An 18,461-nucleotide genomic window follows, 5' to 3' on the forward strand; every position below is an offset into this window, starting at 1 on the left:
CTGCGCGGCCTCGCCGGTCGGGGCATCGGCTCTCGCTGCCGGGTGCGGTCCGGTTCATCGTGGGTGCCCGTCGCGGGCGCGGTCGGGGACCTACTTTGGGAAAGTTGCGAATGCGTGAGCCGTGCGCCCCCCTCTACGACCAATGCGCCCCCGGCGTCCGGCGGTGAACGGTGACCCGAGCGGTGGAGCCGGGTAGTCGGCCGCGCTGCGGCCGTGACGTCGGCTCACGTTGGGATGCTCGTCACGAATGCGGACCAGCTCGTGGCGTCGAACTCGTACTCACGGGTGGTGTTGCCCATGCTCGTAATCCTGCGCCAACGAATCGATCAGAGCCAGGGATTCTCTGGGTGGGAGAGCAGCGGCCTGGAGGAGATTGAGCATCAGTGCGTGGCGGGCGACGATGGCCGGGTCGTCGATCAGCCCGGCCACGTGCCGCAGTGCCTCAGCCGTCACCGCGCCTCCGCCGACCTCTCGTCTGAGGGCTGCCTCGTCAAGTACAGCCCAGGGGAACGGCGTTGTTGGGTCGTCCAGAGGGTGGGCTCGTTCGAGGCGGGCGGCTACGTCTGCGTCGATCGTCTCCTGTGGAGCCGTAGCGCCTCGTCGAAGTGCAGCGCGTACTCCAAGTGCATACTCCGCGTACCCGCCTCCAGTTGGCCGATGAAGGAGCCGCTGACGAAGAGTGGCGCACCCAGCGCCTCCTGGGAGAGGCCCGCCCGCTCGCGCGCATGGCGGAGTTCGCAAGGCCCTTGGGGTGGGTCGTGGGCAACTCCTCCACTGAACACGGAGCGTTGTTGGGGCGCCTGGACTTTTCAGGCTGCGCGCAGTTGGACACTCTGGGTGATGGGACGAGAACACTCAGTGTGAAAGGCGGAGGTCATGGCGCTGACGGCGGAGGAACGGGTGCGGGCGGCCGAAGAGGCCGTACGGCAGTTGAAGGCGGGACTCGCGGAGGTCGGGGTCACGTTGCCCTCACTGCGGATCGATCCGTTGACCGCCGCGGCGGACGGGGCGTTGCCTCTGGTGGAGTTGGGGCGCTGCAATCTGGATACCGCGCTGAGGCTGGCCGCCGTGCTGGAGGAGGTGCGGTGAACGAGGAGGATCCGCGGGTGCCGGAGGCGGGGACGTACGCCGTCGACTACCGGGACGGGAGCGTCGGGGAGGTGATGGGCTGCGAGGGGGGACTCGTGCAGCTCAGACCGATCGGCGGGGGCAGGGAGTGGGACTGCCCGCCGGCGGCGGTCGGTGACGCGGAGCCGGGGGAGGTGCTCCGGGCGAAGGTGAGGCAACTGAACCGGCAGGTGCAGGCGCGGCCCTGGTGAGCGGGTCGGCGTCTCGGGCGCTCGTTCGTGGGACGCTGGGAGCGAGCGGTCAACGACCGCAGGCTCGTCGATCTGCGCTCGTGCGCAGCAGGCCGAATGCGAAGGGACCAGCGATGACCGCGGCACCGGTCGAGCACGACACGGCTCCCGACCACCGGTCGTGGGACGTCCTGCTCCAGGCCTGGCGTGAGCTGGATGTGCCGGAGGGCTGGCACGCCGAGATCGATGAAGGGCAGATCGCCTGGGTACCGCCCCCGCACAGGCACCACAACGGAATCGCTGATGCCCTGCAGAGGGTTCTCTACCGATCGGCTCCGGATGAGCTGGGGGTGTACCAGACCCTCGGCCTCCACATCGCCCCCCTGGGCAAGCTGTACGTCCCGGACCTCGTACTCGCCCCGCGCGAGGCCGTGGACGCGGCCGATCCGGACGTCAACGATCCGCTGGACGCGGCGGAGGCGCTGCTCGTCGTCGAGATCACCTCGCAGAGCAACGCCAAGGACGACCGCACCAAGAAGCTGTGGGCCTACGGTCACGCCCCGGTGCCCGTCTACCTGCTCGTGGACCGCTTCGACGAGCACGGGCCGACCGTCACGCTCTTCACAGGGCCGCAGAACGGGGCGTACAAGCACGCCGAGCGGGTGCCGTTCGGGGAGAGCGTCGAGTTGCCGGACCCGTTCGCGGCGACCGTCGACACGGCGGGGTTTCCCGGCTGAACGGCGAATGTTCCGGCTGGCTGCAGGCCGCTGGTATGCCAGCGGGTGTGGCTCATGGCGGCCAGGTGTGAACCAGTCCGCTAGTCCGTGGTGCGGGCGTTGTCGAGGGCTGTGCGGAGGTGGCCGGCGGAGGTGGTGAGGAGGTCTGCGGCCGTGGGGCCGTCGACCCCGCCGAGGATCGTGAGGATCGCGTTCTTCACCTCTCCGTCCGTGGCGGCGAGCGCCGCCTCGATCTCCTCGTCGGAGGCGCCCGTGGCGAGGGCGACGATGCGGCGGGAGCGGGCCCGCAGCTTCTCGTTCGACGCGCGCACGTCCACCATCAGGTTCCCGTACGTCTTGCCGAGGCGGATCATCGTGATCGTCGACAGCATGTTGAGGACGAGCTTCTGGGCCGTGCCCGCCTTGAGGCGGGTGGAGCCGGTGAGGAGTTCGGGGCCCACGACGACCTCGATGCCGTGGTCGGCGGCGGCCGCGAGCGCGCTGTCCGCGTTGCAGGAGAGGCCGATGGTCAGCGCGCCGTAGCGGGCGCGGGCGTGCTCCACCGCGCCGATCGCGTACGGGGTGCGGCCGGAGGCGGAGATGCCGACGACGATGTCGTCCGCGGTGAGGCCGAGCCCGTCCAGGTCCTCGGCGGCCAGCTCCTTGCTGTCCTCCGCGCCCTCGACCGCCTTGACCATGGCGCTCGGGCCGCCCGCGACGAGACCGACGACCTCGGCGGGGTCGGTGTTGAAGGTGGGCGGGCACTCGGAGGCGTCGAGCACGCCGAGCCGCCCGGCCGTGCCCGCGCCCGCGTAGACCAGGCGGCCGCCGCGGGCCATGCGGGCCGCGGTGCCGTCGATGGCGGCGGCGATCGCGGGCAGCTGCTCGGCGACGGCCGCGGGGACGGACGCGTCCTCACCGTTCATGATCTTCGCGATCTCCGCGGTGGGCAGCCGGTCGATCTCGGAGAGCTCGGGGCGGAACGCCTCGGTGGTGAGGGTGGCCAGCTGGGCGCGGAGCTCGCCGTAGTCGTCACCGCGCTTGTGCTGGTGGTGGTGCGGGGCGGAGTCGGAGTCGGCGCCGGTCGGGTCGGTCGCGTCGGTGGTGGAGGTCATGGCGGGTGCGGCTCTTTCGTGTCCGGTGCGGGGGGTTGGGGTGGAGAAGAAGAGGGGTAGCGAGGGCGTCAGCGGGTGCCGCCGCGCGGGTGGTGGCGGTGGGCGAGCGCCTCGTAGGACGCGGCGAGCGCGGGGGCCGCCGTCTCGTACGTCCGCTGCGCCACGCCCACGAAAAGGCAGTCAACCACGAGGAGTTGACTCGTACGGGACGACATCGCAGCCGGTCGCAGCTCGCTCTCGCGGGCCGTCGACGTGGTCAGTATGTGATCGGCGTACTGCGAGACGGACGCGCCGGGCCGGCCGGTGATCGCGATCGTCGTCGCGCCGTGCTCGAAGGCGACGCGGAGGGGTTCGATCACGTCGCCGGTCGAACCGGAGTGGGTGATCGCGATCGCGACGTCCTTGGCGCGCAGCGTCACCGCGTTGGTGACGGCCAGGTGCGGGTCGGAGTGCGCGTGCGCGATGTGCCCGATGCGCAGCAGCTTCTGGGCGAGGTCCTGGGCGACGAGTCCCGAGGCCGCGACGCCGTAGATCTCCACCCGGCGGGCGGTGGCGAGCGCGGCGACGGCGGCGCCGAGCTGCACGGTGTCGAGCCCGGCGGCGGTGTCGGCGAGGGTCTGCTGCTCGTCGTACGCGAGCTTCGCCACGACGTCCGCGATGGGGTCGTCGACGGCGATGTCCGCGGTGACGGCGGGCGCGCGCCCCGACTGCTGCTGGGCGGCGAGGCCGGCGAGCGCGAGGCGCAGGTCCCGGTACCCGGGGTAGCCGAGGAGGCGGGCGGTGCGCACCACGGTCGCCTCGCTCGTGCCCGTGAGCTCGGCGAGGCCGGTGACCGTGAGGGCCGCGCATCCCGCGGGGTCGCCGGCGACGGCCTCGGCGACCCGCTGCATGGAGCGGGTCATCGACGGCGCCAGGGTCCGCACCTTGGCCGCGAGGGCGGCGGGGGCGGGGGGCGCGGCGTCCGCGAAAATTTCCTTCACATCATTGCTCACATCTGAAAGGTATTTTCGGACTGGGGTGCGGTCAAGGTCCGGGAGGGCCGGCCGTGACGGGTCTCGGGGTGAGGGTCCGTGTGTGGGGTCTCGGGGTCCGCGGATTCTTCCGGGTGGTGCGAGTGGGGTGACAATGGCGGCATGGACGCGATCGACCCCTTGGAGCAGGCGTTGCACGCCGCCCGCGCACTCGTCCTCGCCGACCTCGTCGCCCGCGAGGTCGCCGAGGCCGAGGTCGTCTCGATGGTCGAGGAGTCGGTGGCGCACCGGCGCTGGTGGGTCGAGCAGTGGCCCGAGGGCGTCGCCTACGTCGCGGGGCTCGTCGCCCAGGACGTCCAGGACGCGCTCCTGGAACGGTACGGAAGGTGGCCGCTGTGTCCCGTGTGCGGCACGGGCGACCCTCACGCGCTCGACGTCGAACCGGAGCTGGGGCCCGACCCGCACTGGGTGTGCGGCAAGGCGGGCGTGGTCGTGGCACCGGTGGGCGGCCTGACGTGAGCGTCTATATAGACCCGCCGACGTGGCCGGGGCACGGCCGCATGTGGTCCCACCTGGTCAGCGACGTCTCGTACGAGGAACTGCACGCGTTCGCCGCGTCCATCGGCTGCCCGCCGCGCGCCTTCGACCGCGACCACTACGACGTACCCGCGGAGCGCTACCAGGACGCGGTGCGGGCGGGCGCGGTCGAGGTGGGCTCGAAGGAACTGGTGCGGCGGCTCACGGGGGCGGGGTTGCGGAGGCCCAAGGGGCGGCCGGCCTAGGCGGACGGGGGCGGGGGGACGCGCCGGGTGGGATTCGGGGCCGCGTCCAGCGGGGCGGCGCGGGTCAGTGAGTCCGGGCTGAACCAGTCCTCCGCCTCGTGGCGCATGCCGAGCTCGGTGGCGGAGAGCGCGACGTCGTGGAACGGCACCGCCAGACGCATGGCGACCGAGGCGAGCGTCGCGAGGGAGACGCGCGTGCCCGACCGGTGCTCGCGCCACTCGTCGTTGTCCGTCCACCCGCCCGGGGAGAGGGAGTGGAGCAGGGTGACCTCGGCTTTCCGCTCGTCCTTCTGGGCCGGGGTGGGCTCGACGACCTCGAAGCCGAGGCCGGTCAGGCTTTCGGCCACGAAGATCGTGTGGGGGCCGTCCCAGATGCCCTCGGCTTCGGCGTCCAGGGCGTAGGGGTTCATGCCGGTGTGCAGCGCCACGGCACGGAGTTCCTCGGGCGAGACCGGGCCGTAGTCGTCCGGTACCGGAGCCGTTCCGTAGAGCACGGCGCGGACGTCCTTGTCGTGCAGGCGGGACAGAAGCGCCGGGTCGGGACCGCACACATGGCCCATGGACGTCAGACGGGCAGCCGCCTGCGCCAGGGAGATGTCGGCGGCGCTCGCCCGTCCCGCGATCCCGAGCAGGGTGACGGGCTTGCCCTCCACGACCTCCGTGATGCTGTTTCCCGTGACCCCCGTGCCCAGGAAGGCGATCTCCTCCCGGGTGGGCAGCTCACCCTCGTCGGTGGGAGGCGCGGGCACGTCATATCCCAGCGCGCGCAGCTGTGCCGCCGCGTCCGCCACGGGCTGTCCGGTCCGCCGGGCGACGGCCGTGAGGTAGCGCAACGGGACCGGCAGGTCCACATCCGGCGAGGAACCCTCGTACTCCAGGAGCGCCCGGTCGTCGTCGGTCAGCGCGGCCGGCAGGGAGGCGGCCGCCGGAACGGTGAACCCGAGCTGCTCCAGCAGACGGGCGACCTGCCGCAGGCCGATTCCCGTCGCACGGGTCACCGCCGCCAGCTGGGCCGGAGAGATGTGGCGTGCGGCCTCCGGGTCCGGCGGGGTCGCGTGCATGCGCCACAGCCACTGAAGGATCGTCTTCTCGTCGTCGGTCCACGTGTCCCGCTCGGGCCGGTCATCGGCCACCGTGAATCCCAGCTCCCCCAGCCGACGGGCCGCCCGGGACGTCGGGAACCCGGCCAGCGCCGCGCTCAGGCAGATCTGCGCGGTGGGCAGGGACGCCCCGGGGGCGAGCCAGCCCTCCGGGTCGCCCAGCGGCCGCAGCAGGGGAAGGTCCCCGTGGAGCACCGCGGCCGCCCCGTGGAGCGGCGCTGTGCGGTAGCCGAGCGACGCAAGCCGGCCGACGACCTCGGCGGCGGGCAGGCCGGTGAGCCTGACCCGCTCGAAGAGATCCGCGACCGTGAACTCCCGGCCGTGATCCCACCAGCGGAACAGCGGGTCGAGACTGACCACGCCGGTGGCCGCGAGGGCCCGTGACGGCTGGCCCAGCATCCTGTCGACCGACTCGGGCCCTCTGACCCAGGAACCGATACACCGGTCCCACCGGGGGAAGGCCGGTGTCTCCCGATAGCGGGCGAGCAGTGCGATGTCCGAAGGGCGGGCGCACGAGATGTCGTCGGCCCCGGTCACGGACGGTTCGAGCGGCACGCCGAGCCCTGCCCCGTACAGCGTGAGGAGACGCCAACGCAGCACCGGTTCCGGCATGTTGAGGAGGAAGGAAGCGGTGTGGTGCCGGTCGCCCTCCGGGAACCGGCCCGTCACCAGCGGGAGCAGGGTCTCGTCGGGAGGGAAGAAGCCGACGCGGGCGTAGGGCAGCGAGACGTCCCCGAGCTGCCAGGCCTGGTTGACGCGCCGGGCCTCCGCGGCGACCCGGTCCCCGAACGGCACGGAGGAGGAGCTGGTCAAGGAGAGCCACTGCGCGGTGGGCAGGGGAACGCCCTCGGCGAAGAGACTGGGCACCGCGGCCGTCATCCGCTCCTCCACATGGGCCTGGTCGAAGGAGCGGAGGTTCCGCCGGTCCACCGTCAGCTCGGGGCGGTGCTCCCCGTGCAGGTTGACCAGGGCGCCGTACGGAGTGGTCTCGTGCACCAGATTGTCGGTGCTGGCGTACACCCCGTCCGCCAGAATCCAGCCCCGGCTGTCCACCCACCACAGGTCCGGGTCGTTCGAGGGGAAGCAGACGCCGCCGCCCCGCAGGCTCACCCAACTGCTGGTCAGGTGCAGCTCCATGCCGATCGGCGAGGGCCGGCCCGGCAGCCACTCGTGCCGACGCGAACCGTGCTCGGCCGTCGTGCGGTACGGCGCCACCCACAGCACCCGCTGCAGTGCCGTCACGCACGACACCGGCGTCCCGTGCTGGGTGAGGAGCAGCCGCACCGTGGTCCCCGGCGCGTCACCCGGCCCCAGGTCCTCGACCCGGAAGAGGTTGCCGGGGCCGGCGATGGACACCTGGAGCAGCCGGCCGGGGCGGCCGTCCCGGCCCAGCCGGCAGGTGCGTACCACGATCTCGTCGGCCAGCATGAAATAGCTCAGCACACCGATCCCGAAACGGGAGTTGGGGTGCAGCTCGATCTTGGCGTCGGGCAGGTCCGCCCAGGCCGCCTGCTCCTCGATGTACTCGGGCAGGTCCACGAAGCGGGCGCCGCCCTGGGAGAAGACGTTGCTCAACTCGTCGATGCCCATGCCGATTCCGTTGTCACGGCACTCCAGGTACGGGCGGCCGCTGTCGGCGACTCCCTGGACGAACTCGATCCGCCCCTCCCAGGGCGCGGCCGGGCGGCCTGTGCGGCGCAGGAACTGGGTGCGGCAGTCGGCGTAACGCACCGCGTCCAACGCGTTCTGGTAGAGCTCGCGGACCGCCAGCTCCCGCTCGCCGTACAGCTCCTCGCCCATCAGGAGCTCCTGGACCCGGTCCTCCGCGAGCTGGAACCGGATGCCGTCCGAGAGTTGTTCCGGGGTGTTGCCGCCCAGGCGGACCCGTGAGCCGTCCGCGTAGGGAGGCAGGGCCGACAGAAGGGAGAGCGTCGGGTTGTTCGCCTTGTTGATGTCCCGCAGCAGGCCGTCGACCCGCGACGCGTGCTCCCGCAGCGCGATCTGCACCGCCGGGTGCCCGCACACCGCGTTGAGAGAGCGGCCCGCGCCCGACGTGCGCCAGTCCGAGCCCCGGACCGTCGTCAGGAGTTCGCCGAGGTCCACGCTGTCGGAGATGCCCAGGTGCTCCACGACGATCTCGGGCAGGTCGACCGGGTCCACCGCCATCGCGTACGCCGCCTTGGTGAGCGCCGCGACCAGCGGCTCACGCACCTCGTGCTCGTCGGGCGCGCTCGCGGCGACCGTGTCGTGGTCGTGGAAGCCATCGCCCCGTGACGTGGCGAAGGGGGCCGCGCGGTGCTCCTGGAGGAAGCGCATCAGCCGCTTCTCGGAAAGGGACTCGGTGACCCAGCGCGGGTGGTCGGGGACGGCCGCGGAACCGGTCGCGGAGCCGTTCGCGGGGCGGGGCGCGGGGCCGTTCGCGGGGCGGGGCGCGGGGCCGCCGACGAGCAGTTTCAAGGACTCCGCCGCGTACGCCTCCGGCTGCTGGATCAGCCAGCGGTGGTAGAGCCACCAGCGGATGCGTTCCACCGAGCCGTCCGAGACCTTCGCCTGCTCCAGGGCGCGCAGCCTGCGCTTGATCCGCGGGAAGCCCTGGACGAACTTCCGGAACCGGTCGCGGTCCGGGGCAGGACCCCGGTCGCCGCCGGCCAGCACGCCCGTGCGCCGTTCCGCCTCCTGCGCCCAGAAAGCCTGCTCGACCAGTGGAAGGAGGACGGCGAGGGCCGCCTCGGACGGGGACAGTTGCACGCCGTCCGCGAGCCGGTGGGTCAGGAAGCCGAGCCTGTCGTGGGTCCGCAGGGCCAGTTCGGAGTCGTGCCACGGGTCGTCGCGCAGAGCGGCCGCCGCCGTCTCGTAACCGGCGGCGAGACGGCCCGCGAGGGTGCCGCAGAGCTCGTGCAGGGTGTCCCGCGCGGGGCCGGGGCGCGTGCGCTGCCACACGGGGTGCTTGGCGACCGAGCGGATCCACGGGTGGGCCTCGGTGGGCCGGTCGGGGCCGGGCAGGAGCGGGAAGTCCTGCTCTCCGGGGGACAGTTCGCAGACCACGCGGATCTGCTGCGGGGCGCGCTCCGGCCGCTTGTAGGCGCGGTGCAGGGCGGTGACGCGGGTCTGCGCCTCCTGGAAGAACTCCTGGAGCCGCATCGCGTGCGGATTCTCCGCGATCACGTCGCTGACGGCCCGGGTGAAGAGGCTGAACGACTCGCCGGGCGGGATGCCGGTGTCCGAGCCGGGCAGCGGCGACTCGGACTCCCTGACGAACAGGGCCTGTTGGGAAGCCGAACAGCCGTACACGTACGCGACCTTGCGGCGCAGCGTGTCGGCGATCCGGCGGCGGGACCAGGGCTGGATGCCGGGCGGGGCCGCCTTGGTGTCCCGCTGGACGCCCTCGCGGCAGGCGTCGATGAGGAAGACGACGTGGCCCGCGCGCGACTCCTCCAGCTCCTTGCGCCAGCCGATCTCGATGCACGTGTCGGAGAACGGTTCGACGTCGAACGTCGCGTCCTCGGGGATCAGATAGTCCTGGCCCTCGAAGTGGTGGCCGTGCCCGCTGAGCAGAATCCACAGCGTGTCGTCCGGCCGCGCGTCCCGCAGGAAGGCACGGACCTGGGCGTGTACGACGCTGGGGATGATGCCCCGCTTGTTCTCGACGATCTCCACCGACCGGAAGCCGCGGTCGGTGAGGACGTCGCGCATCCGCACCAGGTCGTCCTGGACGAAGGGGAGCTTGTCGATGCGCGGCTCGTCGTAGTCGCTCGCCCCGATCAGCAGGGCCTTGTGCGGTGACACGGGGGCGCGCTCAGGTCGTCGGGCGCTTGAACGTCAAGGTCAGGCCCCTGGTTCCCTGCACCTGACCGGTGCCGATCAGCTGGATGGAGCCGCTCGCCGTCACCTGGAACGACAGCTGCGCCTCCGCGAAGGCGAGCGTGTCGTCCCGGTCCGCGACCTCCTTGAACACCTGCTGCAACGCGTCGACCGTCGCCGCGAGGTTCTTGCGGAGCGGGCCGAGCGGGACCGGGCGCAGCACGGCTTCGCCGTCCCGGCCGAAGAGGCCCTTGGAGTCGCTGCCGGGGTCGTCCTCGTCCGTGGCCTCGACCCAGAAGGCCAGCGACTGGCCCTCGATCTTCGCGGGTCCCTGGATCGTCTCGGGCCCCTGGATCTCCTCGGGGCCCTGGGTCTCCTGGAACCCTTGGGTCTTTTCGGTCCGGGTGTTTGCGTTGTCGTGCACCGTCATGCCGCCCCCTGCTCCGTGAACCCCGCGCCCCCGCCCGCCAACTTTAGTTCCAGGAGGGGCTTTTGGTGCTGCTCTCGGCGGGGTCCGGAGAGGTTGTGGAGCCTGTCGTGACGACGCGGCTCGGTGCCCTGCGGTGCAGGCGGAGGGAGAGCGCCACCGCGACGATCGCCGTCGCCGTCATCGCCGCGCCCGCCCACGCCGTCGCCCCGTAGCCGAGCTTCAGGTCGATCACCGTGCCGCCGAGCCACGGGCCGCCCGTGTTGCCGAGATTGAACGCCGCCGTCGTCGTCGCGCCCGCCAGCGTCGGGGCCGCGCCCGCCACGTTGAACATACGGGCGTTCAGCGCCGGAGCCGTGTAGAACGCCGAGACCCCGAGGAGGAAGCTCAGCGAGATCGCCGCCGCGGGGGTCGCCGCGAACAGGGCGAGGGAGACCAGGAACACCGTCGACGCGGTGATGCCGCTCAGGAGGACGCCGAAGAGATGGGCGTCCGCCACGCGGCCGCCGATCGTCGTGCCCACGAGCGCGCCGACGCCGAAGAGGCCGAGCACGCTCGGGACCCAGCTCTCGGAGAGCCCTGCCACGTCCGTCAGGAGCGGGGAGAGGTACGAGAACGCGCAGAAGACGCCGCCCGCGGCGAGGGCGGTGACCGTGACCGACAGCCAGACCTGGCGGTCGCCGTAGATCGACAGCTCCTTCTTCAGCTGCGGCTTCTCCGCGGGGAGCGGGATGCGGGGAATGAGCGTGAGGACGCCGATCAGCGCGATCGCCGAGGCGGCGCCGACCGACCAGAACGCGGAGCGCCAGCCGAAGTTCTCGCCGAGGAACGCGCCTGCCGGGACGCCCAGCACGTTCGCGATCGACAGGCCGCCGATCATGACCGCCATGGCGCGGGCCCGTTGGCCGAACTCCACCATCGCGATGGCGACGGCCGCGCCGACCGCCCAGAAGCCGGCGCAGGCGAGCGCGCTGACGACGCGGGACGCGAAGAGGATCTCGTAGGTGGGGGCGAGGGCGCCGGCGACCTGGCCGAGGCCGAAGACCGTGATGAGCGTGATCAGGGTCGTACGGCGGGGGAGGCGGAGGGTCGCCACGGCGAGGAGGGGGGCGCCGATGACCATGCCGATGGCGAAGGCGGAGATGAGGAGGCCTGCGCGCGGGATGGAGACGTTCATGTCGTCGGCGATCGGGGGGAGCAGGCCGGAGAGCATGAACTCGCTGGTGCCGAGGGCGAAGACGGCTAGGCCCAGCATGTGGACGGCTGTGGGCATGCGGGGGCTGGCGGGGGCGCCTTGGGGGGAGGGGGTTGGTCGGGGGACGGGAGTTGGCATAACAGGAGTGAACGTTGGGGTTGGGCGTGACATTCCCTGGCGGGGGCGCCTTGGGCGGGGTTCGCCTTGGCATCCGTTGTGGGGCGGGGCCGTGGGGGTATGTACGTACTCGCTATCCCTGCGTCGCGCCTCAAGTCCAAAGGCGCCAGAGTGTGCTCGGTGCTCCGTGCGCACATACCCCCACGTCCCCTCGGGAGCGCGTGCGGCTGCGGCCCGGTGGGGGCTGCCGACGCCCTTCTGCTCCTACCTGGCAGCTGCGTCGCGGGGCGAACGGGCGGGTGGGTGGGATACATCCGCCGCGGAGCGGCGGGCTTGGGGGGCCTGCCCCGGTGGGGGTGGGTGCAGGTCAGTACAGGTCGCGGAGGTTGCGTAGGTCGCTGGACCAGACTGCCAGGGGGACCAGGGTCGCGCAGAGGCACGTGAGGGTCAGGGCCTCCCTGTTGCCCAGGGTCGTGGCCACTATTCCGCCGGTGAGGGCTCCCAGGGGGATCACGCCCCAGGAGATGAAGCGGACCGTGGCCATGACCCGGGGGAGCAGCTCGGGGGGCGTGACCGTCTGGCGGTGGGTTCGGCCCGTGATGCTCAGGACCACTACTCCCGCTGCGAAGCCCATGTTGCCGACGGCGAAGAAGAGGAGCCCGAAGCCCTTCGTCGCGAAGGGGATGAGCAGTGCGGCCGACGCCAGGGCGAGGCCGGCGTAAAGGATGGCGCGCGCTCCGCCCAGCCGTTTGACGAGTCGCGTGGTGAACGCGGCCCCGATGAGGCTGCCTATCCCCTCGGTGGCGATGAGAATTCCGACGAGGCTCGCGGGGGCGTCCAGCGTGCGCACCAGGAATACCGGCGCGATGGCCATCAGGCCGCCGCATACGAAGTTGATGAGTGTCGCGGCGATGGCGACCGTACGGATCAGCTTGTGGCGGACGACGTAATTCCAGCCCTCCCGGATCAGGGAAAGGGCCGAGACGGTTTTCGTGTTGGTCGTGTCGCGCTGAGGGCGGGGGAGGCTTTGCAGAAGAATTGCCGAGATGACGTAACTGACGAAGTCCACCAGGAGACTTGTCGCGGCGCCGATCGTCTGCGCCAGGATGCCGCCGAGAGAAGGGCCGCCCAGTTGTGTCGCCGCGGCCGATCCGGTGGTGAGGCTGTTCCGGGCGGTCAGTTCTTCCTTGCTGACGATGGAGGGCAGGAAGGAGGAGTTCCCCACGTCGAATATCACGCTCGCGAAACCGATCACGAGGGCGACGAGGACGAGCTGCGGCAGGCTGAGCACGTCGAAGGCCGCGGCCACCGGGACCGAGAGGACAGCGACGGCACGGATCGCGTCCATGGCCACCTGCGTGCCGCGCAGGGGCAGGCGCTGCACGATGACGCCCGCCGGCAGGCTGATCAGGATCCAGGCGAGGTAGCGGGCGGTGGTCAGCAGGCTGACCTCGAAGCTCGAGGCGTCCAGCATGCCGACGGCGACCAGCGGCAGCGCGACCGTCGTCACGGCGTCGCCCACGTTGCTGGACGTCGACGCGACCCAGTACCGCCAGAAGAGATTCGCCGAGCCGCTCTTCGTCGCGGCCGTGTTCTTTGTCGTTGTGGTGCTCATGATCCCCCCTCCCCGATCAGGGCGAACGTTAGCCAGCCGGGTGCGGTGGCAGCCAGGTCTTTCGCCTGCCTCCGAAAGGCGCGGAATGCCCGGTCGGGCGTCAGGGCGCGGGAACCGTCACGTCGCCGATCTCGGCTTCGATGCGGCGGCACGCCTTCGTCGTCGTGTGCACCCAGGTTTCCGGGTGGTCCGGGTCGAAGTCGGCCATCGTCTCCAGCGCCCAGTACTCGTCGAAGGTCAGCGAGGACGGTGACAGGTCGCGGAACCGGCGGGCCCGCCACTTCGGGGTGAAGATGCCGTGGTTGCCCCGGCTGTCCAGCAGCGCGTCGACCGTGAAACCGAAGCCCCGGCGGGCGCAGAGCACCGCGCCGTGCGGGTCGCCGGCCGCGAGCCTGGCCAGCGCGTCCTCCTCGCAGCGGGCGGCCGCGTCGAGCGACCTGGTGGTGATGAAGGCCCGGAACGCGCTCGCGCGGGCGAGGTCCCTGTGCCGCGCCAGCCAGTCGGCGCCGGTCACCGGCAGGCCGCTCTCCAGGCGCTCGACGAACAGTTCCTCGATCTCCGCCAAGGGGACGGTGACGGGGTGCTCCCCGGTGAACCGGTCCCAGCCGACCTTGGCCAGCATCTGGTCCACCTGGCCCTGGGACCAGTGCTTCAGCTTCCAGCAGCGGCCGTCGATGTGGAGCACGTGCACGGGGACGGCCGGCGGGTCGAGCGGGGCGGTCTTGGCGGCCGTGTCCGGGCGCGACCAGGGGGTCGCGGAGACGATGTAGAAGTTGAGGTCGCTCGTTTCGTTGGCCCAGCCACGCGCTACGGAACCGACGCAGAAGACCGCCACGCTGTCATCCGGCACCAGGCCCAATTCCGTCAGGTGGGAGAGGCAGGTCTCCGCGTCAATCATGGAGTGAATCCCTTTTCCGGAAGCCCGTGTCGGGGGGCGAAGAGAGGTTTCGAAGAGAGGTTTCGAAGATGGGGGATTGTTATCTCATCAGGCGCTTCACGGGGCGTCAACAAAAGAATGTCTCGTCTCACTGGCTGGGCGCTTGTTGACAGTTACGGGGTCATCTCCCTGTAATCCATGCCAGGTTGACGCGTGAATGCCCGTGCATTCCGTGTCCGACGTAGGAGATTCCACTGATCGATCTCACCGGCCCGGCGCCCGGCCGGCCTCCCGAGGCGCAGCGGCTGTGGCTGCGTGTCGCGCGGGACGCCCTGTCCGGCGAGGACGCCTGGGGCACTTCCGCGCGGACGGGGGCGCCCGTGCTGCGTCACGCCCTGGCCGACCATCTCGGCGTGCCCGCCGCGGAGCTCGCCGTGACCTCCGGCATCCGGGGGCAGGTCGCCTCTCTGCTGGCGGGCGCCACCGCGCTGGTGGTGGAGCGTCCCACCTTCCTGAGCGTTCCCAGGCTCGCCGCGCAGTACGGCGTGCCGGTCGTCGCGCTCGACTGGGAGGACATCCTCGACGGCCGTGGTGTCCCCGAGGGCGCCACGGTCTGGGTCACCAGTCCCGCGCGGAACCCGGACGGCAGGACCCTGACGCGCGCCGAGGCGGACCGGCTCGACGAACTCGCGGGCGCGGGCAGGCGCGTCGTGGTCAACCAGGCGTACCACTGGTGCGTGCCCGACGCCCCCCGGCCCCGCGCCGCGATCCTGGTGGGCAGTCTGCACAAGCTGGCCGGCGGCGGCACCGCGCTGGGCTGGCAGGTGACGCCCGGCGGTGCCGGGCCCGACCGCCCCGCCGCCGGTGGGCCGCCGACCGCCTGGCAGCACGCGTGGGCCTCGTTCATCGGAGCGGGCGGCCTTGAGCTGCTGGCCGAGGCCGCCCTGGAGGCGCCGGCCCGCCGCTGCCGCCGCTTCGCCTCGGCCGTACGGCTGCCGTCCGGAGTGGAACTGCGGTACGGGGACGGGCCGTCGCTGAGCCTGCTGCTGCCCGACGGTACGAGCGAGGAAGCGGCCGTCGAGGCGCTGGGCGGCCAGGGGCTCGCCGTGGGCGCCGGTGCCGCGTTCGGCTGGGACCGGGCCGCCGTACGCCTGTCCTTCACCGGGGTCTCCGAAAGCCAGGTGGCCGGGTGCGTCGAGGGAGCCGAGAAGGCTCTCGCGGTCCGCAGCCCGGCCTGAGCAACCACGAGAGGGATGGAAGCCCATGTCAGAGAAGGTTTCAGAGGTCCAGTCAGAGGGCCGGTCGGAGACCGCAGTCCATGAAGGCGCTCGTGAACGGGTGCTCTCTTTCGGGCTGTTGCAGCCGAAGTACGGGACGCGGCAGATGCTCGAGGCGCTGGCCGATGTGGGGACCCGCGACGCCGCCGATCTGCTGTTCCGCCACAAGATCAGCACCATGGCGCGGGACACCGCCCTGCGGCTGGCGAAGGAGGCGGAGCCGCGGGACGCGGAGCTGCTCACGGAGCTCGCGGAGCGCGTCGGCGAGCGGGCCTCGGTGATGGCCGACCGCTGGCGCAGCGCGCCCGCCGTCGGTGCCCTGGTGACGCGCTTCGCGCAGGAGGAGGGGGTGCGCTGGTGGACGATGAAGGGCTTCTCCTTCCGGCCCCTGTACCCGGAGGGCTGTCACCGCGACGTCGGTGACCTGGACGTCCTCGTCGCCACCATGGACGACGCGTGGAAGCTGGCCCGCCGGCTGCGTGCGGACGGGTACATATACCTGGACATCGAACTGCCGTGGTTCAAGCGCGACGTGCGCACCGGCGAGCTGTACGGACAGATCCGCCTCACCACGCCCAACCGTGACCGGCTCTCCATCGACATCCACGCCGGGCCGTACTCCGTGCGGCACTGTGCCGTCATGCCGCTGCGCCGCACCTTCGAGGGCGGCGGCACGGTCGCGGGGCCTCTCGCGTTCGAGGACGACATGTGCGCCGTGGTCGCCAACGCCGCAGGGGACTGCTTCGTCACCGCGAAGATGGTCAACGATCTGCTGCTCTGCCTGGACCGGGAGATCGACGTCGCCTACCTGCACGACACCCTGGACCACGCGGGCCTGCTCCCGTTCCTGGCGACCTGCCTCGGGCGGGTGGCCGACTGGTGCGAGGTCACCGGGGCGCAGGCCGGACGGATCGCCGGACTCATGCCGGACGTCGCCCCCGAGCCGGTGCCCCCGGTGACCGCGGCCGACCCGGACGGGCGCTGCGAGGTCACCGTCGGCCACGCACGGGCCGTCACCGCGCGGCTGTTCCCCGAGGAGCCCGCGCGGGTGGCGGCCGTGACAGCGTCGGCGCGGGACGCCTACGGCAAGGACCACCCGCTGCGCCTCGTCCCCGACGCCGAGGCCCGCCCGGTGGAGTGGGACGAGCTGAACAACTGGACGTGCGTACGTCTGGTGCCGGGGCACCTGGCCGTCGCGGAACTCAGCGGCGACGCACCACGGGCCGGGGCGGTCCCCGCCGAGGGGCGGGCGCTGTCGGCGGAAGTGACCGTGTCGAAGGCCGACGGCGGCGACCTCGTCCACGCCATCGGCGACACCTTCGTGCCGACCGTCGACTTCGCCCTGCCCGTCGGGCTCGTCACCTCGCTCGCCGGCAGCTGAGCCGGGCGGCCTGCCCCGGCGTCGCGCCCAGCACGTCCGCCACGTCGCGGGGGCGGTCCGTCATCATGTCGTGGCCGCTGTCGACGTCGGTGCAATGCCAGGCGGGGTGCTCCCGGGTGAAGGCGGCCGCCTCCTCGTACGGCGCCGAGGGGGAGCGCCGGGCCGCACGGACGTACGTCCGGTGGAACGGCCGCTCCTCCACGGGCGCCGACAGGGCCATGGGCTGCAGGAACGTCCGCGGAGGCTGGAGCGACAGGCGGACCGCGGGCAGCAGCCGGGCCAGCCGTGCCGGGTCGACGTCCCGGAACCGGGGCGGCGCGATGCCCCGCGTACCGCTGGGGGCCGGGTGGCGGCGCAGGTCCTGTACGCAGTGGCCGTCCCGCGCCAGTAAGGAGTCGAGCAGGACGAGGTGGGCGACCCGGCGCGGGGAGCGGTCGGCCGCGAGCTGGGCGACCACCCCGCCGTAGCTGTGGCCCGCGAGCACCACGTCCTTCAGGTCCTCGAAGCGCAGCAGGTTGCCGACGTCCTGTACGTGGGTGTCCAGGTCCGTGTCCGGGCGGGCGAGGTGGACTCTTTCGCCGAGCCCGGTCAGCGTCGGCGTGAACACCTCGTGCCCGTCGGCGCGCAGGAGTGCCCGGACGCCGTGCCACACGTACGAGCCCGTCCACGCCCCGTGCACCAGCACGATCGTGGTCACGCGAGGGTCCGTTCGGTGAGGCCGGACAGGTAGCGGTCCAGGAGGGCCAGGTCGGGGGCGGCCTGTGCGAACGGGCGTCTCCACCAGCGCTGTTCGAGGACGGGGCGGCGTTCCGGGTCGGCGATCCCGCGGGCCCAGAACAGGTGCGCGGCGCCCCAGCGCAGGCAGATGGCCAGGTCGTACCAGCCGGGCACGGCGGACAGCACCTCGCCGGGCACGCCCGCCGACCGCAGCCCGGCGACGTACCCGTCGAGCACCGCGTCGTGGAACGCGGCCAGGTCGTCGGCGGGTACGAGGAGGCGGGCGGCGCTGGAGGCGAACAGCTGCGCCGCGTCCGTGCCCAGCGCCTCGACTCCCACGTACGACCAGTCGACGGCGACGGAGCGGCCGGGCTCGGCGCGCAGCAGGTTGAGGCGGTTGGCGTCGAGGTGGGCGAGCGCGACCGGCACCCTGTCGAGCCTCGCGAGCAGTTCGGAGCGTGCGCGCCACAGGGCGGTGGTCCCGGCGACGGACGCCTTCGGGTCGGTGACCTCCGCCAGGGCGGCGCGGGCGTCCGGTGTCAGGGTGCGCAGGCCCGACACGGCCGCCGGGGTCATCGAGGTGAACCACCAGCGCAGCCACGAGCGGCTGAGCCAGCCGGGAGGGTCGGGCAGCGGGCGCAGGAAGTGGTGTCCGTTGAACACGCCCAGGTGCGCGGCCACTTCACGGTAGTCGGGCGCCCGCCAGTCCCCGGGCGGCTCGGCCACGTCCTCCAGGGTGAGGACGAGTGCTCCGTCGGGCCGCTCGTCGAACCCGTACGGTGTCGCGGGACGCAGCGGGAGGTCCGCCCACGAGCCGAGCTCGCCGCGCGCGAAAGCCCGGTAGAACCGGTATTCGCGGGCCCAGTAGTGACAGTCCTGTTCGGCGAGCCCCACGCCGGGGCCCATGCCGTGCACATTGCCCGCGTGCGGTGAGAGCACCTTGCGCACGTGCCCCGGCGCACCGTCCCGGGCGGCGACCCGCACCACCTCGTCGGTCGCGGCGCCGAAGGGTTCGGCGAGGGCGGTCACCGGGCTCGGACCTGTCGCGGTCACCGGGCTCGGACCCGTGGCG

16 protein-coding genes and 1 pseudogene are annotated in these 18,461 nt (G+C 72.1%); 7 read left to right on the forward strand and 10 right to left on the reverse strand.

Features of this window, described 5'->3' with window-relative positions; translation table 11 throughout:
* Positions 1-279 precede the first annotated feature (279 nt).
* Positions 280-782: pseudogene (locus tag AB0N81_RS03215) on the reverse strand (Scr1 family TA system antitoxin-like transcriptional regulator).
* A 94-nt stretch (positions 783-876) separates the two neighbouring features.
* Here AB0N81_RS03215 and AB0N81_RS03220 point away from each other — a divergent pair.
* From AB0N81_RS03220 to AB0N81_RS03230, 3 genes are all read left to right on the forward strand, one after another.
* On the forward strand, positions 877-1,089 hold the full coding sequence (locus AB0N81_RS03220) for a hypothetical protein (protein WP_365355178.1): 213 nt from the start codon (positions 877-879) through the stop codon (positions 1,087-1,089).
* Positions 1,086-1,319 (forward strand): hypothetical protein, encoded by a 234-nt coding sequence (locus AB0N81_RS03225; protein ID WP_365355180.1) that lies wholly within the window; start codon positions 1,086-1,088, stop codon positions 1,317-1,319. Before AB0N81_RS03220 ends, AB0N81_RS03225 begins: the two co-directional genes overlap by 4 nt.
* Before the next feature lie 113 nt (positions 1,320-1,432).
* Positions 1,433-2,035 carry a Uma2 family endonuclease gene (locus AB0N81_RS03230; protein ID WP_365355182.1) on the forward strand — a complete coding sequence of 201 codons (603 nt, stop codon included), beginning with the start codon at positions 1,433-1,435 and terminating at the stop codon, positions 2,033-2,035.
* A gap of 80 nt (positions 2,036-2,115) precedes the next feature.
* Here AB0N81_RS03230 and murQ read toward each other — a convergent pair whose 3' ends face one another.
* Entirely contained in the window at positions 2,116-3,129 is a 1,014-nt protein-coding gene (gene murQ, locus AB0N81_RS03235; protein WP_365355183.1) for an N-acetylmuramic acid 6-phosphate etherase, read from the reverse strand.
* Between the two features lie 68 nt (positions 3,130-3,197).
* On the reverse strand, positions 3,198-4,121 hold the full coding sequence (locus AB0N81_RS03240; protein WP_365355184.1) for a MurR/RpiR family transcriptional regulator: 924 nt from the start codon (positions 4,119-4,121) through the stop codon (positions 3,198-3,200).
* A 141-nt stretch (positions 4,122-4,262) separates the two neighbouring features.
* Here AB0N81_RS03240 and AB0N81_RS03245 point away from each other — a divergent pair, with 141 nt between their 5' ends.
* Both AB0N81_RS03245 and AB0N81_RS03250 read left to right on the forward strand, forming a co-directional pair.
* The gene (locus tag AB0N81_RS03245; RefSeq protein ID WP_365355185.1) at positions 4,263-4,619 is read left to right on the forward strand and encodes a hypothetical protein; all 357 of its coding nucleotides are present in this window, start codon (positions 4,263-4,265) and stop codon (positions 4,617-4,619) included.
* The gene (locus tag AB0N81_RS03250; RefSeq protein WP_365355186.1) at positions 4,616-4,882 is read left to right on the forward strand and encodes a DUF4031 domain-containing protein; all 267 of its coding nucleotides are present in this window, start codon (positions 4,616-4,618) and stop codon (positions 4,880-4,882) included. The genes AB0N81_RS03245 and AB0N81_RS03250 overlap by 4 nt, the downstream gene beginning before the upstream one ends.
* Here the strand turns inward: AB0N81_RS03250 and AB0N81_RS03255 are convergent.
* The 5 genes from AB0N81_RS03255 to AB0N81_RS03275 all read right to left on the reverse strand — a co-directional run bounded on the left by AB0N81_RS03255 (position 4,879) and on the right by AB0N81_RS03275 (position 14,035).
* The gene (locus AB0N81_RS03255) at positions 4,879-9,768 is read right to left on the reverse strand and encodes a caspase family protein (RefSeq protein WP_365355187.1); all 4,890 of its coding nucleotides are present in this window, start codon (positions 9,766-9,768) and stop codon (positions 4,879-4,881) included. The two genes, AB0N81_RS03250 and AB0N81_RS03255, sit on opposite strands and share 4 nt — an antisense overlap.
* 10 nt (positions 9,769-9,778) lie before the next feature.
* Complete coding sequence (locus AB0N81_RS03260) at positions 9,779-10,213, reverse strand: hypothetical protein (protein ID WP_365355188.1); 435 nt, start codon at positions 10,211-10,213, stop codon at positions 9,779-9,781.
* Positions 10,214-10,256: 43 nt separating this feature from the next.
* Positions 10,257-11,483: a Cmx/CmrA family chloramphenicol efflux MFS transporter gene (locus AB0N81_RS03265; protein WP_365355190.1), complete on the reverse strand. Its 1,227-nt coding sequence runs from the start codon at positions 11,481-11,483 to the stop codon at positions 10,257-10,259.
* Between the two features lie 406 nt (positions 11,484-11,889).
* On the reverse strand, positions 11,890-13,137 hold the full coding sequence (locus AB0N81_RS03270) for an MFS transporter (protein ID WP_365355192.1): 1,248 nt from the start codon (positions 13,135-13,137) through the stop codon (positions 11,890-11,892).
* A 100-nt stretch (positions 13,138-13,237) separates the two neighbouring features.
* Entirely contained in the window at positions 13,238-14,035 is a 798-nt protein-coding gene (locus AB0N81_RS03275; protein WP_365355193.1) for a hypothetical protein, read from the reverse strand.
* 290 nt (positions 14,036-14,325) lie between these two features.
* On the opposite strand from AB0N81_RS03275, the gene AB0N81_RS03280 reads away from it, so the two are divergent.
* The gene (locus AB0N81_RS03280; RefSeq protein WP_365355664.1) at positions 14,326-15,252 is read left to right on the forward strand and encodes a hypothetical protein; all 927 of its coding nucleotides are present in this window, start codon (positions 14,326-14,328) and stop codon (positions 15,250-15,252) included.
* 100 nt (positions 15,253-15,352) lie between these two features.
* A complete protein-coding gene (locus AB0N81_RS03285) occupies positions 15,353-16,672 on the forward strand; it encodes a nucleotidyltransferase family protein (RefSeq protein ID WP_365355195.1) in 1,320 nt (439 codons plus the stop codon).
* On the opposite strand, the gene AB0N81_RS03290 is transcribed toward AB0N81_RS03285, so the two are convergent.
* Entirely contained in the window at positions 16,650-17,369 is a 720-nt protein-coding gene (locus tag AB0N81_RS03290) for an alpha/beta fold hydrolase (RefSeq protein WP_365355197.1), read from the reverse strand. The genes AB0N81_RS03285 and AB0N81_RS03290 overlap by 23 nt on opposite strands.
* Positions 17,366-18,442, reverse strand: a complete 1,077-nt coding sequence (locus tag AB0N81_RS03295) for a hypothetical protein (RefSeq protein WP_365355199.1) — start codon at positions 18,440-18,442, stop codon at positions 17,366-17,368. Before AB0N81_RS03295 ends, AB0N81_RS03290 begins: the two co-directional genes overlap by 4 nt.
* Positions 18,443-18,461: the final 19 nt, after the last annotated feature.

It is taken from the genome of Streptomyces sp. NPDC093510, from assembly GCF_040683555.1.
Taxonomy (GTDB): domain Bacteria; phylum Actinomycetota; class Actinomycetes; order Streptomycetales; family Streptomycetaceae; genus Streptomyces.

Excerpts from the sequence above, each read along its gene's own strand:
- AB0N81_RS03270 (WP_365355192.1), bottom strand. The coding sequence starts at position 13,137 with ATGAGCACCACAACGACAAAGAACACGGCCGCGACGAAGAGCGGCTCG.
- AB0N81_RS03275 (WP_365355193.1), bottom strand. The coding sequence starts at position 14,035 with ATGATTGACGCGGAGACCTGCCTCTCCCACCTGACGGAATTGGGCCTG.
- AB0N81_RS03230 (WP_365355182.1), top strand. The coding sequence starts at position 1,433 with ATGACCGCGGCACCGGTCGAGCACGACACGGCTCCCGACCACCGGTCG.
- murQ (WP_365355183.1), bottom strand. The coding sequence starts at position 3,129 with ATGACCTCCACCACCGACGCGACCGACCCGACCGGCGCCGACTCCGAC.
- AB0N81_RS03220 (WP_365355178.1), top strand. The coding sequence starts at position 877 with ATGGCGCTGACGGCGGAGGAACGGGTGCGGGCGGCCGAAGAGGCCGTA.
- AB0N81_RS03260 (WP_365355188.1), bottom strand. The coding sequence starts at position 10,213 with ATGACGGTGCACGACAACGCAAACACCCGGACCGAAAAGACCCAAGGG.
- AB0N81_RS03245 (WP_365355185.1), top strand. The coding sequence starts at position 4,263 with ATGGACGCGATCGACCCCTTGGAGCAGGCGTTGCACGCCGCCCGCGCA.
- AB0N81_RS03265 (WP_365355190.1), bottom strand. The coding sequence starts at position 11,483 with ATGCCCACAGCCGTCCACATGCTGGGCCTAGCCGTCTTCGCCCTCGGC.